16 protein-coding genes are annotated in these 15,504 nt (G+C 46.0%); 12 read left to right on the forward strand and 4 right to left on the reverse strand.

Annotation, left to right across the window (positions count from 1 at the left end; genetic code table 11):
• Positions 1-38: 38 nt before the first annotated feature.
• Positions 39-293 carry a YheV family putative zinc ribbon protein gene (locus tag KDK15_RS09155; protein ID WP_101745358.1) on the forward strand — a complete coding sequence of 85 codons (255 nt, stop codon included), beginning with the start codon at positions 39-41 and terminating at the stop codon, positions 291-293.
• 552 nt (positions 294-845) lie between these two features.
• Here KDK15_RS09155 and KDK15_RS09160 read toward each other — a convergent pair.
• Together KDK15_RS09160 and KDK15_RS09165 are read right to left on the reverse strand one after the other, a co-directional pair.
• Positions 846-1,136: a hypothetical protein gene (locus KDK15_RS09160; protein WP_257295050.1), complete on the reverse strand. Its 291-nt coding sequence runs from the start codon at positions 1,134-1,136 to the stop codon at positions 846-848.
• 174 nt (positions 1,137-1,310) lie between these two features.
• On the reverse strand, positions 1,311-1,961 hold the full coding sequence (locus KDK15_RS09165; protein ID WP_257295051.1) for a hypothetical protein: 651 nt from the start codon (positions 1,959-1,961) through the stop codon (positions 1,311-1,313).
• A 622-nt stretch (positions 1,962-2,583) separates the two neighbouring features.
• On the opposite strand from KDK15_RS09165, the gene KDK15_RS09170 reads away from it, so the two are divergent.
• The 6 genes from KDK15_RS09170 to KDK15_RS09195 all read left to right on the forward strand — a co-directional run bounded on the left by KDK15_RS09170 (position 2,584) and on the right by KDK15_RS09195 (position 9,554).
• The gene (locus tag KDK15_RS09170; RefSeq protein WP_257295052.1) at positions 2,584-3,495 is read left to right on the forward strand and encodes a hypothetical protein; all 912 of its coding nucleotides are present in this window, start codon (positions 2,584-2,586) and stop codon (positions 3,493-3,495) included.
• Between the two features lie 661 nt (positions 3,496-4,156).
• The gene (locus KDK15_RS09175; protein WP_257295053.1) at positions 4,157-4,411 is read left to right on the forward strand and encodes a hypothetical protein; all 255 of its coding nucleotides are present in this window, start codon (positions 4,157-4,159) and stop codon (positions 4,409-4,411) included.
• A 784-nt stretch (positions 4,412-5,195) separates the two neighbouring features.
• The gene (gene coxB / locus KDK15_RS09180) at positions 5,196-6,383 is read left to right on the forward strand and encodes a cytochrome c oxidase subunit II (RefSeq protein ID WP_257295054.1); all 1,188 of its coding nucleotides are present in this window, start codon (positions 5,196-5,198) and stop codon (positions 6,381-6,383) included.
• 11 nt (positions 6,384-6,394) lie between these two features.
• Positions 6,395-7,987 carry a cytochrome c oxidase subunit I gene (ctaD, locus tag KDK15_RS09185; protein ID WP_257295055.1) on the forward strand — a complete coding sequence of 531 codons (1,593 nt, stop codon included), beginning with the start codon at positions 6,395-6,397 and terminating at the stop codon, positions 7,985-7,987.
• Positions 7,988-8,002: 15 nt separating this feature from the next.
• Complete coding sequence (locus KDK15_RS09190) at positions 8,003-8,566, forward strand: cytochrome c oxidase assembly protein (protein WP_257295056.1); 564 nt, start codon at positions 8,003-8,005, stop codon at positions 8,564-8,566.
• 97 nt (positions 8,567-8,663) lie between these two features.
• Positions 8,664-9,554 (forward strand): cytochrome c oxidase subunit 3, encoded by an 891-nt coding sequence (locus KDK15_RS09195; RefSeq protein WP_257295057.1) that lies wholly within the window; start codon positions 8,664-8,666, stop codon positions 9,552-9,554.
• Positions 9,555-9,564: 10 nt separating this feature from the next.
• Here the strand turns inward: KDK15_RS09195 and KDK15_RS09200 are convergent, their stop codons facing one another.
• Complete coding sequence (locus KDK15_RS09200; protein ID WP_257295058.1) at positions 9,565-9,780, reverse strand: DUF2909 domain-containing protein; 216 nt, start codon at positions 9,778-9,780, stop codon at positions 9,565-9,567.
• Positions 9,781-9,897: 117 nt separating this feature from the next.
• Between KDK15_RS09200 and KDK15_RS09205 the strand changes: the two genes are divergently transcribed.
• From KDK15_RS09205 to KDK15_RS09225, 5 genes are all read left to right on the forward strand, one after another.
• Complete coding sequence (locus KDK15_RS09205; protein WP_257295059.1) at positions 9,898-10,599, forward strand: SURF1 family protein; 702 nt, start codon at positions 9,898-9,900, stop codon at positions 10,597-10,599.
• A gap of 7 nt (positions 10,600-10,606) precedes the next feature.
• The gene (locus KDK15_RS09210; RefSeq protein WP_257295060.1) at positions 10,607-11,191 is read left to right on the forward strand and encodes a hypothetical protein; all 585 of its coding nucleotides are present in this window, start codon (positions 10,607-10,609) and stop codon (positions 11,189-11,191) included.
• 72 nt (positions 11,192-11,263) lie between these two features.
• Positions 11,264-12,343 carry a heme A synthase gene (locus KDK15_RS09215; RefSeq protein ID WP_257295061.1) on the forward strand — a complete coding sequence of 360 codons (1,080 nt, stop codon included), beginning with the start codon at positions 11,264-11,266 and terminating at the stop codon, positions 12,341-12,343.
• 3 nt (positions 12,344-12,346) lie between these two features.
• On the forward strand, positions 12,347-13,249 hold the full coding sequence (cyoE, locus tag KDK15_RS09220; protein WP_257295062.1) for a heme o synthase: 903 nt from the start codon (positions 12,347-12,349) through the stop codon (positions 13,247-13,249).
• Positions 13,250-13,258: 9 nt separating this feature from the next.
• Positions 13,259-13,915, forward strand: a complete 657-nt coding sequence (locus tag KDK15_RS09225) for an SCO family protein (protein ID WP_257295063.1) — start codon at positions 13,259-13,261, stop codon at positions 13,913-13,915.
• Between the two features lie 178 nt (positions 13,916-14,093).
• Here KDK15_RS09225 and KDK15_RS09230 read toward each other — a convergent pair whose 3' ends face one another.
• Positions 14,094-15,218 carry a hypothetical protein gene (locus KDK15_RS09230; RefSeq protein ID WP_257295064.1) on the reverse strand — a complete coding sequence of 375 codons (1,125 nt, stop codon included), beginning with the start codon at positions 15,216-15,218 and terminating at the stop codon, positions 14,094-14,096.
• Positions 15,219-15,504: the final 286 nt, after the last annotated feature.

Below are 15,504 nucleotides of genomic sequence, written 5' to 3' on the forward strand. Positions count from 1 at the left end.
TTGCGTATAAAAGTCACATCAGTCAGGGATTAAGAGCCATGAAAACCAAGCGCTTTATTGCAGGAGCGGTATGCCCTTCCTGCGGCACAATGGATTCAGTTCGAATGTTCCGCAGTGAGACTGAGCGGGATTACCGGGAATGTGTTGAATGCGGCTTCAGCGATGAGATGGAAGTCAATCCGAGGCTGGAGGGGAATTTGCCAGAGGCACGTATTGCCCGGGAAGAGAGTATTCTGGAAGATCATACCGACATTATTCGATTTGTTGATGACCCGCCTGTAAAAAAACAGTAATGGTCTACCTTACTGCATGAAATAATTGAATTTTGAAAACCAACCAGAGCTGCCCGGCAACAACCGGGACAAAGTTTACTTTACATGTTACCACCACCAACCGTTAGTCCGGCGGAAGCATTATGTTTACAGGCTTCCCGACAGTGTTTCAGTCCTGAGAGGGAGTGCTGCACTTTTAGAGGGCTTCATGTCACAAGGTTGGATGTTTTCAGAAGCTTGATGCTGGTAGTGGAACATACCTCAGTGGGTGCGGCTGTGGGAGGTGCCACAGGCTGTGTTGCTGGTGGTATTGCCGGGGTTATAACAGGCGGAGTGCTTGATCAAATGCAGGTGCCTTCCGAGGTTACGACTCCCATTCCCAGTGAAAGTGAATCACGGTTGTTATTGAAAACGAGATAACGTGCAAATAAACCGTAATATCGCGAAGGATCAGGCAGCAGAGGTAACTTCATCTTGCTGACCAAGTTGTTGGTGAGGTTGTTTCAGCCTGACCATATTGTGTTGCACTGAGATTATGGATAAACTCCCTGAGCTTCTCTTGATCAAATGTTGTCAGAGGATCGGGACCATAGACAGGTTATTATTGTAGATACAGATCTTACTGCTTTTATCTTCAATAATGTCGCCATAGATATGACAGTTTTTTCCACACAGCTCGGTGGTTAAATAGCAGGTAAAATTGCCAATCAATGGGGTAACTGCACAAGCAAAGGTAAAAGCACTGACGTTGTAGATTGTATTGGCCACGAGGTACATACAATCACGGGCCGTCAATTGATTTTGCTGGAATTTCCGATAGCTGCTTTGTACATCTGATAACGTTTTAACAGTTGACATAACCATCAGGCTATATCCGCCAAAAGAAATAATATTTTCACTCCGTCTACACATGAGCGACCTAGGATAATGACAGACCGGACCTACTGGGTTCACTGTTTAAAACTCCTGGTTAAGAAATTTCTGATTAATACTCCTTAGGACACTGAAATAAAATTAAAGTTCATCAGGCTGGTGAGTTCAGGCAGAAGCAGTAAATTTAAGCTCAATACCCAGATTGTTGGAAAGGCAGTTCCAGCGTGACCAGATCCTGATCCACTCCTCAGCACTGCGATCATGGATAAACTCCCTGAACTTCTCTTCATGATAGATGGCTTGCGAACGCATCATCTGATCCACCGTTTTATCCACAATCACATCCAGCTCATTGGCAAACTCTTCCCCCAATATTGAGTGAACAATCAGGTTGGCCCAGGTCATATTCATCGGGATGAGCGTAGATCCTGTTTTTATAAGATAATGGTCGTTTACTTCTTCAATAAGCCGGTGGGCAAAATAGGCCTTATCAAGCAATAAATCGAGACCGGACGCGGGATGATCCCGGGTTATGGCCGCCATAAAGTTTTCTTCAGCAATATCAAGGAATGGTGAGATAAAACGGTGAATGCCAACTTGCCGGGAGGCTTCATTTAGCGCTTCCAGAAAGTCAGGTACGTGGTCAATATAATCCATCGTGAAGATCAGCAATGTCTCACAGGCATTGTCATCAGGCAGCTCAATCGTCCGATGTAATTGTTCAACCTGATCACTAATAAGCTTTTGCAGGTGTCTGCTTTGCGCTTCCAACTCTTTGACCCGAATGATTAACTGTCGGATTGCCTGCACATCCATATCTATCCCCTGTGTTCATCCATTGATGCCTGCTTGAATAACTGGCAATGGCTGTCCGGTAGATGTTTAAAAAACCATAGTACCGGGTGTAAAACAAGGGATAGTAAATATCCCTTTTTCATATATTTCAATATTTTTATAAATAAAAAATAATGTAGAAAAACACTGCAAAATAAGGGTTTTTTCTAAATTTTGGAATCTGTTGTGCAGTCAAAAAAATGGCACACAATATATGCTATGCCAGCTTTTCTTAGAGGCATCGCATGGATGGCTGGAATGTAATATCAGGGTGCTCCTGCCACTGAAATTTTCAAAAGATTGGCTGGGTGCAAAACTGCACATCAGCCTTGCTGATAAGCAGGACTATGCCATTGCTTTTGCGGTTATAGAGCGTTAGTGCAGAGCTTGCAGTATTTTCTGAAGACTCAGGTTGATCATGAGAAAAATGTTTCCACAGGTGGGAACCATTTGTTGGCCAATGGATCCCATAATTACGAAGTGATTTATCACTGTTCTGGTTGAAATTGTTGTATCTAAACAAGTAACGATAGTCGATGGAATTCGTCACTTTTGTCAGCCTGAAATCTGTAACCGCAAATTTAACTAAAGGGTTTGAAGAGCTATGTCTCCGTTAGCAAGTTCCAATGCTCAGCCACTACCTTTACCACCGTCTGAACCAGAGGTCAGTGAAGTTGCTATCGCAACTGCATTCAATAGCAACGTTCAAATAACAGACATCTGTTCACGCCAGCTGCCCGATTCCGGGGAGCGTCCAGAGCACACGCTGGATGAACAACAAATTACTGCTGTTAAGCCTGGTGGCGTGAAAACAGAGCTTGGCAAATCACCGACTCAGTTTCAGGAAAATGATATATTACTGATTTACCCGCAAGATTTTTCTAACCACTCCAGCTTGGATTTGCACGTAAATCCCGGAAAACTGAAAGATGCCCTTAGACGGCATATTCATGACATATTGGATGATCGTTATGAAAGTTTTCAGATCGAAAATGAACCTACCTGGGATGAAGAACAGTCATTGGCGGATTCAATATTAACAAGGTTGCCTGCAGCGTTATATGAGTTCCTGAACAAAGACTGGTCTGGTAGAGACTGGTTTGTCCCCGAGGAGTATCAAGCTCTGGCGAAGTTCCACTTTGCATTTATTTTCTTTAGTAAAGACGATATTTTGGATTACAAGATGTGTGAAGAAGAAGGTTGGGAATACCCGACGTACGGGTACGCAAAGTGCAGTGAATTTAAAAAATTTTTGATAAAGGAGTGCTTGCCTCTGCGCAAAGGCTGGAGCGAAGACGAAGTGCAGTATATTGAGGAGTGGCTGAACTGCGAATTGAAACATAGTCAGAAATATCCTGACCGAGATCGCCTGAAGCGCTACGTCGATTATTGTCATTATGGCCCATTAAAAGCTGATTGTGTGTCAATCTGCGACCGCAGTTACCGCGTGCATGAAAACCGGGCTGCATACAATCGCATTAAAAACCTTGAGAGCCAGGTGGAAAAATTGTCATAAGACTGCCACTGGTTTGCCGAAAGTGGTGTCTTTGAGCCAATAAAAAATTATTTTGCTTGAAGATAAAAATTTGGAATACCGGAGGGACGAAGACGGCGAGTTTCTGGTCACTGACGGATTGACAGAAATAACTTAATTCAACCATTTGGACAAGTCGATAGAATCCGATTATCAAATTAAAGGATATGAATTGTTATGCATCCGCTAGCAAGTTCCATTGGTCAGCCCCCTGTACTGCAGCAGGATTCAGACAACTCTCCAATTTTTGCCTCTGGTGGATCCAATGGGGCAGTATATGAGTCTCCTGCCTGTGCACGCTATATCCCCAATCAACCGGTCTGCGGGGAGCCTCCAGAGCTGCCTTTGGATGAACACCTGATCACTGCTCTAACCTCTTGTGTCGTAAAAACAGAGCCTGAACAACCAACAGTAAAGTTTCAGGAAAATGATTTATTACTCCTTTATCCCTGTAATTCTCGTGTCAGAGGCACTCCCGGTCTCGACTTGAAGATTAATCCAGAAAAACTTAAAAACAGGCTTGATTATCACATAACTGAATTTTTGAGAACTTAACGATTTTATTATTAAAGAGAATATTCCCCTGCGCATTGTCTGGAGCGAAGACGACAAAGAATTTCACGAATTTTTTAAAAAGGAGTGCATGCCCCTGCGCAATGGCTGGAGCATGGACGAAATAGAGATCATACAGCGTTGGCTGAATCAGGAACTGATGTGGTGTCAGAACTATCCTGACAATGACCGGATGAAGAAATACATTAAAACTTGCCATTATGGCATATTAAAAGCCGGTTGTGTGACGGTCTGCGATCGATGTCGATACCGTGTTATTGAAAACTGGCAAATGTATGAACGCTTTAAACTGCTTATGAGGAGTCAGAAGAGGAAATTGTCATAACACAGCCATTTTTTCAGGTGGCTTAACGTTTGAATTTTTCATAAGATCCCAAAGTAGCAATGGCGAACCCTGTTCAAAAAGGGTGATAGAGCTTGGTTAGACTTACTGCCTCTCTGATTTTTGGAGCAGGGATTGCCTTAAAAAAGCAGGTTGTCTTGATTATAAAAGCTTGTACCATAGAGCCTAAATAAAAATATTGTTTAATTACAGTCCTTTACAGGCGTGATATGGGAAGTGTAAAAAATCCAATAAACGACATTTATAGTATTTTGAAATTGGCGATTTCATTTTTTTTCAGCATGTTGTTTAATGGTTTTTTAGAACTATACTCTATAAACCATTATTGTCAGACTTAGAGTGTTCTGCGTGGGATGATTTGCCATAGTATTTCTATGGCTTGAGGTGTTGGGTTTGCAGTTATGTGTATGTTAAGCAGTTTGGCTTGGTCTCAATACTGATTGCATATCTGCACTTGATTAGATGTAGTGGGGTTTTTCAGGTCAGATAAATATAAGCACTATCGCTTCCTCTCAATAAATCCATCTGTGTTTTACCTGCGTAAATGACACAAAGGGGCTTTATCATGGGGTGGAGACGATGAATGTTGGTAACAATACGAGACCATTGGACAGGTCAGTATCATGACACAGGCATCCGGGCGAAATACGGCTCCGTTGGCAGTCTCACCTCTGAGAAGTGAAGTAAAGCAGCAGAACAAGTCTGCACAATAATAATAAGAAGTTTCCGCTGCGATCGGCGGATAGTCAGGGGATGTAAGGGAATAATGATGCAGCAGGCGAAATCTCTTTTTCTTCTTCTTGCGGGACTGGCTGTAACGGGTATTAGCCGTGCTGCATGGGAAGTCAATATGACCGAAGGTGTGACGGCCGTCAGCCGGAATATCTACGGACTCCACATGACCATATTGATGATCTGTGTCGTGATCGGCCTGATCGTCTTCGGTGTCATGTTTTATTCTATTTTCAAGCACCGTAAATCCAAGGGTGCAGTAGCTCACCAGTTTCATGAAAGCACACTGGTTGAGATTGTATGGACATCCATTCCTTTTCTGATACTGGTGTTAATGGCCATTCCGGCGACCAAAACGCTGGTGGAAATTTACAATACTGACGAGGCTGATATTGATATCAAAATTACCGGTTATCAATGGAAGTGGCAGTATGAGTATGTTGGAGAAGATGTCTCTTTTTTCAGCAACCTCAGTACGCCTCGGGAACAGATCCTGAATGTTCGGGACAAGAATCCCAATTACCTTCTGGAAGTGGATGAGCCGCTGGTGATTCCTGTTGATAAAAAGGTTCGCTTTCTGGTGACCGCTGCTGATGTTATTCATTCCTGGTGGGTGCCTGCCCTGGCAGTAAAGCGTGACGCCATTCCCGGATTTATTAACGAAGCCTGGACCAATATTGAAGTGCCCGGTACCTACCGTGGGCAGTGTGCAGAACTGTGTGGTAAGGATCATGGTTACATGCCCATTGTTGTTGAGGCCAAGTCACAGGAAGACTATGACGCCTGGTTGCAGGCGAAAAAAGCCGCAGCAGGAAAAGAGCGTGAGCTGACGGATAAATCATGGACCATGGCGGAATTGATGGACAGAGGTGAGCAGGCCTACAACAAAGCTTGTGCGGTATGTCACCAGCCCAACGGTGCCGGCATGCCACCGATCTTCCCGGCGCTGAAAGGCAGCCCGATGGCCACTGAAGCGGATCAGATCGGAGCACATGTCGATATCGTTATGAACGGTAAGAAGGGTTCGGCAATGCAGGCCTTTGCCAGTCAGTTGAATGAGGTGGACCTTGCTGCCGTGATCACTTATGAGCGAAATGCCTGGGGCAATAACACCGGTGAAATGGTGACCCCTAAAGAGATTGTGGAGTACAAGAAAACTGGCGAATATGTAGAAGATCCGGCCAAGCAGACCATGCCCGATAACCAACAGGCGAGCCGGTAAGGAGAGTAGATATGACTTCGGTAACAGATACTGCTTCTTCACTAGATCAGGAGCATCATCACGGGCCTGCCAAAGGGTTGATGCGTTGGGTTCTGACCACCAACCATAAAGACATTGGCTCCATGTACCTGTGGTTCAGCTTCATTATGTTTCTGACCGGTGGGGCCATGGCCATGATCATTCGGGCAGAACTGTTCCAGCCAGGACTGCAAATTGTCGAGCCGGCTTTTTTCAACCAGATGACCACCATGCACGGTTTGATCATGGTATTTGGTGCCGTTATGCCGGCTTTTGTCGGGTTGGCTAACTGGATGATTCCCATGATGATCGGGGCACCGGATATGGCCATGCCCCGGATGAACAACTGGAGCTTCTGGATTCTGCCCTTTGCTGCCGTGATGCTGGTGAGCACCTTGTTTATGGAAGGTGGCGGGCCTAACTTCGGCTGGACCTTTTATGCGCCACTATCAACAGACTATTCACCGCCTTCAACGACATTTTTCATCTTTGCCATCCATATGCTTGGGGTTTCTTCCATCATGGGGGCGATTAATATCATCGCGACCATCCTGAACCTGAGAGCCCCCGGGATGACCATGATGAAAATGCCCATGTTTGTCTGGACCTGGCTGATCACGGCTTATCTGCTGATTGCGGTAATGCCGGTGCTGGCGGGTGCAGTAACCATGATGTTGATGGACATCCATTTTGGTACCAGTTTCTTCAATGCCGGTGGTGGTGGTGATCCGGTACTGTTCCAGCATATTTTCTGGTTCTTCGGGCATCCGGAAGTTTACATCATGATTCTCCCCTCTTTCGGGATTGTCTCTGCCATTATTCCGGCATTTGCCCGCAAGCCGCTGTTTGGGTATACCTCCATGGTGTATGCCACCGCCAGTATCGCCTTTCTGTCGTTTATTGTCTGGGCGCATCATATGTTTACGGTGGGCATCCCGCTGATTGGTGAGCTGTTCTTTATGTACGCCACCATGCTGATTGCGGTACCCACCGGGGTGAAGATATTCAACTGGGTGACCACTATGTTCCGTGGTTCCATGACCTTTGAAACCCCAATGCTGTTCTCCACGGCGTTTGTGGTGCTCTTTACCATTGGTGGTTTCTCAGGGTTGATGCTGTCAATTGCTCCTGCTGACTTCCAATATCACGACACCTATTTCGTGGTGGCTCATTTCCATTATGTACTGGTACCCGGCGCGATCTTTGCCATCTTTGCTGCCTGCTACTACTGGTTGCCCAAGTGGACTGGCTATATGTATGACGAGACGCTGGCTAAAGTGCATTTCTGGATGTCCTTTATCGGGATGAACCTGACATTCTTCCCAATGCACTTTGTCGGGCTGGCTGGCATGCCACGCAGAATTCCTGACTACGCACTGCAGTTTGCTAACTTCAATGAAATGTCCAGTATTGGTGGTTTTATGTTTGGAACCACGCAATTGCTGTTCCTCTTTATCGTGATCAAATGCATCAGGGGAGGAGCAAAAGTTGAGGCCAAGCCCTGGGAAGGTGCTGAAGGGTTAGAGTGGAATGTGCCATCACCAGCGCCCTATCACACCTTCACCACACCACCGGATGTGAAGTAAACGACAGGAGTCAGTATGAGTGAACAGGATAGAGAGCAGCCTGAGTCTATTGAGCATTCAACTCGTCGTACTGTCATTCGCTCTACACTCGTAGCTTGTGGCATGTTCGCTTTTGGTTTTGCCATGGTGCCACTGTACAACGTGTTCTGTCAGGTGACTGGACTGAACGGCAAGACGGACCCTAATCCTTATATGTACAAGGCTGCAGAAGCTAAAGTGGATACCAGCCGTGATATCAAGGTGCAATTTGTGGCCACAAAGAATGCGGGCATGAGTTGGGATTTTTATCCCAGTACTCCTCAGGTAACCGTGCATCCCGGCGAACCGGGTCTGCTCAACTTTGTTGCGAAAAACCCTACAGGTAAAACAATAGTGGGCCAGGCCATTCCCAGTGTGACGCCATTTGAAGCCACCAACTTTCTGCATAAGGTCGAGTGTTTTTGTTTTACCACACAGACACTGCAGCCATGGGAAGAAAAGGTGATGCCGCTGCGGATTATCGTCGATCAGGAACTGCCGAAGCATATAAAAAAGTTAACCTTGTCTTATACGCTGTTTGATGTAACCCATTTGAACTGAATTTTTTGGGCTTTGTTTTTTAAAGATTGTTTTTTAAAGATTGTTCGGGAGAAAAGGCGTACTCCCTGTCAGATCAGGAGAGGTGAAAGAAAGTATTATGGCTACCGAAGGTACCTACTACGTTCCGGCCCAGAGTAAATGGCCAATCATTGCGTCTATTGGACTTTTTCTGACCCTTCTGGGTGCCGGCATGATGATGAATGACATGACCGCCGGTGTTAAGGACTCAAGTGCACACTATGTGTTTTACGCCGGTGGCCTGATTATGGCCTGGATGTTGTTTGGCTGGTTCGGCAATGTCATTCAGGAGTCCCGTGCCGGGCTTTACAGTGCGCAGATGGATCGGACATTCCGCTGGGGAATGTTCTGGTTTATTTTTTCAGAAGTGATGTTCTTCGCTGCACTGTTTGGAACCCTGTTCTATGTTCGGGTTCTGGCCGTCCCCTGGCTCGCTGGTGAAGGTGAAGGGGCGATGACCCACGAAATGCTCTGGCCAGACTTTACCGCGAGCTGGCCGCTGATGGTGAATCCGGACAATGACCTTTTTGTTGGCGCTGCCGATGTTGTCGATCCCTTTCACTTGCCACTGTTGAATACCCTTCTGCTGGTTGCTTCCAGTATCACACTGACACTGGCGCATCATGCACTGCGTGCTAATGATCGCTACAAGATAAAACTGTGGTTGATTCTGACGCTGGTACTTGGTACTGCATTCTTATTTTTCCAGGTTGAAGAGTACATTGAAGCCTATAATGAACTGGGTCTCACCCTCAGTGCTGGCATTTATGGCTCAACCTTCTTCCTGTTGACCGGTTTTCACGGTGCTCATGTGACCCTGGGAGCCATTATGCTGGCTGTGATGCTGGTGCGGGTTTATCAGGGGCATTTTGAGGCGGATAATCATTTTGCCTTTGAAGCCGCCAGCTGGTACTGGCACTTTGTAGACGTGGTATGGGTTGGACTGTTTATCTTCGTTTATCTGATTTAATGATTAATCATTATCGATATAACCAGGGGGCCTGGCTGTGGATATCTCCATGGAGCCAGGCGGCGACAATAATCACCATAATCAAAACGGTCAGACCGATACGAACTTTCAGGGAATTCAGCAGTTTTGGCGAACTCTTTTTCTCAGTCAGCAAATAATAAAAGCCAGTACCCAGACTGATAACCACGGCAATAAAAAGAACAATAACGACGAGTTTTATCCACATATTCCTGGCTCAAGAAAGTTATCCACAAGGAAAACTTCTGAGATGAACTCAGTTTTTTCCACACTTTCTGGGACACCATAGCATATAAAGACCGTTCACTTGATGTTTGGATTCAGATTGAAGTTGACCCTGTTAGTGATTGCCATTCTGCCAGTGCTGGTGAGTCTGGGCTTCTGGCAACTGTCACGTTACGAGCAGAAGTTGATGCTGGAACAGGCTTATGAGTCCCGGCATGCCCTTGAGCCGTTGACCCTTTCCCGTATTCAACGTCACGAAGACCCTTTGTATTTGCCTTTTACAGTGAGCGGCCGGTTTGACCTGGATCGATACTTTCTGCTGGATAATCAGGTTTTCCAGGGCGAGGTCGGGTATGAGCTGTTTATGCCGTTTCTGACCGATGACGGAGTGTGGTTGTTGATTGACCGGGGTTGGATTGTCGGCGGTGATCGGGAACGGCTGCCAGAGGTGATGACGGATCCGGGGCAGCTGATACTGACCGGCTTTGCGTATAAGCCCCTGGGTAAACCCTTTATGCTGGCGGAAGACATCTGGGACGAAGGCTGGCCTAAACGTATCCAGGCGTTTGACCCGCTGAAAATATCGGAAGCCATAGAGAGTGTGACCCCGGATTTTTTCATGGTACTCAGGGCTGGTCAGCCAGGCGCTGAACAGATGCGCCCAATGGTGATTAATCTGAAATCAGAGAAGCACCTGGGCTATGCCTTTCAATGGTTTGCCATGGCACTGGTTCTGCTCTTGCTGTATGGGTTTCAGATGATTCGCGCAGGTAAGAACCACAAGAACAACCATGACGTGTGAGGTGATCATGACCAAGACAACCACGAATAAAAACCGGCTGCAGCTTGCCCTTGTCATTCTGATCCCAGCCATTGCCATGGGGTTAGCCTGGGTTATGTACTTTACCGGGGTATGGATACCTGAAGGAAGGACCAATAAGGGCGAGCTTTTATTACCACCGGCCCAGTTTTCCGCACTGCATCTTCAGGATGGTGAAAAAAGTGTAGATGCAACAGAAACAGAGGGCCTCTGGCGAGTTGTGGTGTTTGGCAGTACCCGTTGTGAAGAGTCTGAGTGCGTAGCAAGCCTGTATAAAACCCGTCAGGTGCATATTGCCCTGGGAAAAGAGTCTGAACGGGTGACCCGATTTTATATTGCACCGGAAAAACCGGTGCCCTCCTCTGAACTTGAAACCGAGCATCCGGGAATTTACTGGCTAAACGCCGACAAAAACCATGTGCAAGCAGCGCTCGGTCTGAAACATTGGCCAGAAAACCGTATTTTTATCATTGATCCGCTGGGTAATCTGATCATGGGATACCAGGTTAATCAGCCTGGTGGTGATGTGCTGAAAGATCTGCAAAAACTGCTGAAAGCGTCCAATATCGGTTAATGGGTACTAAATGATTATTGAATCATTGGTTTTGTTTAATGTGGTATTTTTTGGTTAAAAAAAGGGTTGGTAATGGGTAGTCAACTCACTGGAGCGGTGATGAAGAAAAAAGGATTTTATCTGGCTCTGATCGCAACGTTGCTGGCGAGCATCGTGGTTGGTGTGGGTGCCTATACCAGGCTGGTGCATGCCGGGTTGGGTTGCCCTGACTGGCCGGGCTGTTATGGTTTTCTGACCGTGCCGGATACTCAGCAGGAGATTGCCCATGCCGAGTCACTCTTTCCGGATGCTCCGGTTGAAGTTGATAAGGGCTGGGCAGAGATGATCCACCGTTATGTGGCGGGCACCCTGATGCTCCTGGTGTTGATGATTGTTATTCAGGCATTCAGAAACCGGCGTGAGCCGGGTCAACCGTTCAAGCTGCCCATTCTGATCTTTGCATTGATTACCCTGCAAGCTGCTTTTGGTATGTGGACCGTCACGCTCAAGCTGTGGCCTCAGGTTGTTACTGCTCATTTGCTGGGCGGTTTTGCCACCTTCAGTTTGTTGTTTCTCTTAACGTTGAGGTTGTCCGGCGTGCATCGCGAAAAAGTGCCGGATAAGCCGTTCTTGTTCCTGAAGTGGCTGGCAGTATTCAGTCTGGTGTTGGTGGTTGGTCAGGTCAGTCTGGGTGGTTGGACCAGCTCTAACTATGCAGCGCTTGCCTGTCCTGATCTGCCAATGTGTCAGGGGCAATGGCTGCCACCCATGAATTTTGCAGAGGGGTTCGATATTGGGCAGGATATTGGTCCGAATTATCTGGGCGGGCAGCTGCATGCTGAAGCCAGAACCGCCATACATTTTGCCCATAGAGTGGGGGCAATACTGATAGTGATATTGCTAACGTTGCAAATGCTTATTGCGCTTAAGGTGTCATTCAGGGTTGGCGGTTCTGTTGGGTCAACGGTTCGAAAACTGATGCTGCTGGTTATGGTCATGTTGACGATTCAGGTGGGTCTTGGCCTGAGCAATATCATCTGGAGCCTGCCGTTGACTATTGCCGTAGCCCATAATCTGGGTGGTGCCTTGTTGTTGTTATCACTGGTGGCCTATAACTACTTCTTATTCGGCGGTGGTTTTGTGAAGAGCAGTTTGAAGGAAAGCGAGGGCTGAAGCATGAGTCAAAGTAGTGTATTACCGGCAGGGAGTGCCCACTGGCGGGATTATCTTGAGCTGACCAAGCCAAAGGTTGTCGCACTGATGATCCTAACGTCGGTTATTGGTATGTATCTGGCGACACCCGGTTGGGTGCCTCTGGATATTCTGTTCTTTGGTAACCTGGGCATTGCTCTCTGTGCCGGTGCTGCAGCGGTGATTAATCATGTGGTTGACCGACAGATCGATACGGTGATGGCGAGAACCCATAATCGACCGGTGGCCACCGGTCGGGTTGAACCGCTCCAGGCGGTCATTTTCGCCTTTATTATTGGTTCACTGGGCATGGCCATGCTGTTTGTGCTGGTTAACCCTCTGACCGCCTGGTTAACGTTTGCATCCCTGATGGGTTATGCGGTGGTTTATACGCTGATTCTTAAACGGGCAACGCCACAGAATATTGTTATTGGTGGTTTGGCCGGGGCGGCCCCTCCCCTGCTCGGCTGGACTGCCGTAACCGGACAGTTTGAAGGCCATGGCCTTTTGCTGGTACTGATTATTTTTGCCTGGACGCCTCCTCACTTCTGGGCTTTGGCTATTCATCGCAAGGAGGAATACGCCAAAGCGGATGTTCCCATGTTGCCAGTAACCCATGGTGAGGCTTACACCAAACTTCATATTCTGCTCTATACCATCATCATGTTTGTGGTCACCTTGCTGCCATTCCTGACGGGTATGAGTGGGGTGATCTATCTGTTGGGTGCAACCATTCTGGGAGTTCGCTTTTTGTACTGGTCCATTGTTCTGCTTCGTGACAGCAGACCTCATGCTGCCATCAAGACTTTCAAGTTTTCGATTACCTATTTGATGCTGTTGTTTGTGGTGTTACTGGTGGACCATTATTCATTTTATCTCTGGGTGTAAGGAGTCCCTGTGGACACAGAAAGGAGTAAAGCGGTGCGCAAGACGGTCACTATTTTACTGGCAGCCGTCGCTGTTGTGCTCGGGGTGACGGCGAATAAATTTATCAACAAGCCAGCGTTATCCAAAGAGCAGCTGCAACAAATGGGGGCGGTGGTGTTTGAAACACCCAGGGCTTTCACCATGGAAGGGCTGGTTGACCATCACGGCCAGCCATTTGTCGCAGAAAATCTTAAGGGACGCTGGAGTCTGGTGTATTTCGGTTTTACCTTCTGCCCTGATATCTGTCCGGCAACGCTCAGTCAGTTAAATAAGCTGGATGCACTGCTCAAGGAGAAATCACCGAATCTGGCTAAAGAGATGCAGTACCTGATGGTGACGGTGGACCCACGACGAGACACCCCTGAAAAGCTGAAAGCCTATGTGCCCTACTTTAATAAGGACTTCACTGGAGTCACTGGAGAAATCGCCAGCATTTATAACCTGGCGGTTCAGATGAATGTCCCGTTTACACCGGTGGTTGATCCTGAGGATGAGTTTTATCTGGTGGATCACGGTGCCAATCTGGCCTTAATTAACCCGCAAGGGCATTATCACGGGTTTATACGGCCACCATTGGAGCCCGGTAAGCTCAGGGCAGCGTTGTTAAGTATTGACAAGATTCATTGAGTCTTCATTTTCCTCAAATTTTTTGATGTTAAAGTCAGCGGATGCTGGCTTTAAGCTGAATCCATGGTTCTTTGTACAGCATTGGTTAAAGCTCAGTTTGCCGGAGAAAGAGGTTTGCGTACCATCGACAGCCGATAGGTAGTAGTTTTTCAAGCGGTCAGATCGAAAGTACGATGGGTCAAGAATCGATCTGAATCTCTTCAAACTCGATAAATCTACTTATTTCATAAACCAGGTCAATGGATAAATTCGCCAATTTTGTAAAATTGTCAGCTTCCTCAGGCGTTCGTATTTTATGTTTAAAATTATTTCTTTTATTCATATTCATTAAAGGTGTTTTGAAGAAGGCGTGAATATCAAGAAAGGTTTCAATACCGTGTGGTTTTAAAAATTCCTGATCAACTTGGACCAAATCCAGAACAGGATTGGTGGTTGTGCTTTGATAATAATCAATCGCTTCCTGGATATCTTCTTCTGGTGTGTGCGCTTCAATAAAACGCAGATGATAATGTTCAAATAGCAAATTTATTAATGGTTGTTTAATTCGTTCTATATAGTTAACAATTGCTCTTTTTTGTTGATTGGTTTTACTGTTTATTTCATCATCCAAAGGTTTATAATCAGGAATTTCAGCGGTTAAAGTTGCCAACTGTTCCATGTAGGCTATTAATGGGTGATTTGGCAACCATCGGGTTAGTTCGTCTTTGTATGCAAGAGCGTCATGAAATCTTGTGATGATGACATCGATAGCAATGTCCGCTAATGTGCGCTTAAGAGGAGTATTCAAAGTAATTATTTTATCCGTTGTAGCACTACCCTTTAAAATTACTGTCTCAGAATCCCGATTATAAAGTTGATCGGTAACCACTTTAGCAGCCATTGCAAGTGATCCATCCTTTGTTTCTGTAAGCACTTTTGTATGTTTAGCAAATCTTGGGAATTCTTTTTTATCGTTGAGAATTCCTAAATATATTGCCAATTCTCCTACTTTAGGTTTAAGTTGAAATGGTTCTTCGATGACCAAAATTTTTCTGGTTAAAAGTTTCCCTGCCATGCCCTTAATAAGCCATGGAACGCTGGTATTAAGATCTCTTTTTAGCAATATTTGTGTATCCGCAGGCAGTATGCCAATTTTTCTAATGCCATGCTCAAAACAGGCTAGATAATGTTCTCCTTCATCGATATCAACTGATTTAATTGGATCTTCTTCAGTTGAGACAAATTTTTTGGGTGAAACCTGTAACTTGGCAAACAATTGAGCACAGTTGCTGTGCTCAGAAATATTTGGAAAATTTATTTTCATAACTTTTCTCGTTATCTTCTGGCTAAAAGTTTGGTCAGGGTGAAAGTCTCATAAAGCTTTAACTCAATCTACCAGTGCGTAATGTAATTGACCTGGGGCTTTCACGGTCCTTATTGCCCCAAAACAATATAGAGTTTCATCCTGACCTTTGACAACAAAAGAAATCTTGTCATCTTTGTCTTGAAAAAGCGACATTAAGTATTCATCAGCGCCGTTACCACAAATTGAGACCAGCAATTCCCGATAAATTGATTACCATCAATGATATCAAGGGTTAGAGGGAAAG

Origin of the sequence: Endozoicomonas sp. YOMI1 (assembly GCF_024606345.1) — a bacterium.
GTDB lineage: Bacteria > Pseudomonadota > Gammaproteobacteria > Pseudomonadales > Endozoicomonadaceae > Endozoicomonas.

Coding starts and splice junctions, on each gene's coding strand:
- KDK15_RS09155 (WP_101745358.1), top strand. CDS start 39: ATGAAAACCAAGCGCTTTATTGCAGGAGCGGTATGCCCTTCCTGCGGC.
- KDK15_RS09160 (WP_257295050.1), bottom strand. CDS start 1,136: ATGGTTATGTCAACTGTTAAAACGTTATCAGATGTACAAAGCAGCTAT.
- KDK15_RS09165 (WP_257295051.1), bottom strand. CDS start 1,961: ATGGATGTGCAGGCAATCCGACAGTTAATCATTCGGGTCAAAGAGTTG.
- KDK15_RS09170 (WP_257295052.1), top strand. CDS start 2,584: ATGTCTCCGTTAGCAAGTTCCAATGCTCAGCCACTACCTTTACCACCG.
- KDK15_RS09175 (WP_257295053.1), top strand. CDS start 4,157: ATGCCCCTGCGCAATGGCTGGAGCATGGACGAAATAGAGATCATACAG.
- coxB (WP_257295054.1), top strand. CDS start 5,196: ATGATGCAGCAGGCGAAATCTCTTTTTCTTCTTCTTGCGGGACTGGCT.
- ctaD (WP_257295055.1), top strand. CDS start 6,395: ATGACTTCGGTAACAGATACTGCTTCTTCACTAGATCAGGAGCATCAT.
- KDK15_RS09190 (WP_257295056.1), top strand. CDS start 8,003: ATGAGTGAACAGGATAGAGAGCAGCCTGAGTCTATTGAGCATTCAACT.
- KDK15_RS09195 (WP_257295057.1), top strand. CDS start 8,664: ATGGCTACCGAAGGTACCTACTACGTTCCGGCCCAGAGTAAATGGCCA.
- KDK15_RS09200 (WP_257295058.1), bottom strand. CDS start 9,780: ATGTGGATAAAACTCGTCGTTATTGTTCTTTTTATTGCCGTGGTTATC.
- KDK15_RS09210 (WP_257295060.1), top strand. CDS start 10,607: ATGACCAAGACAACCACGAATAAAAACCGGCTGCAGCTTGCCCTTGTC.
- KDK15_RS09215 (WP_257295061.1), top strand. CDS start 11,264: ATGGGTAGTCAACTCACTGGAGCGGTGATGAAGAAAAAAGGATTTTAT.
- cyoE (WP_257295062.1), top strand. CDS start 12,347: ATGAGTCAAAGTAGTGTATTACCGGCAGGGAGTGCCCACTGGCGGGAT.
- KDK15_RS09230 (WP_257295064.1), bottom strand. CDS start 15,218: ATGAAAATAAATTTTCCAAATATTTCTGAGCACAGCAACTGTGCTCAA.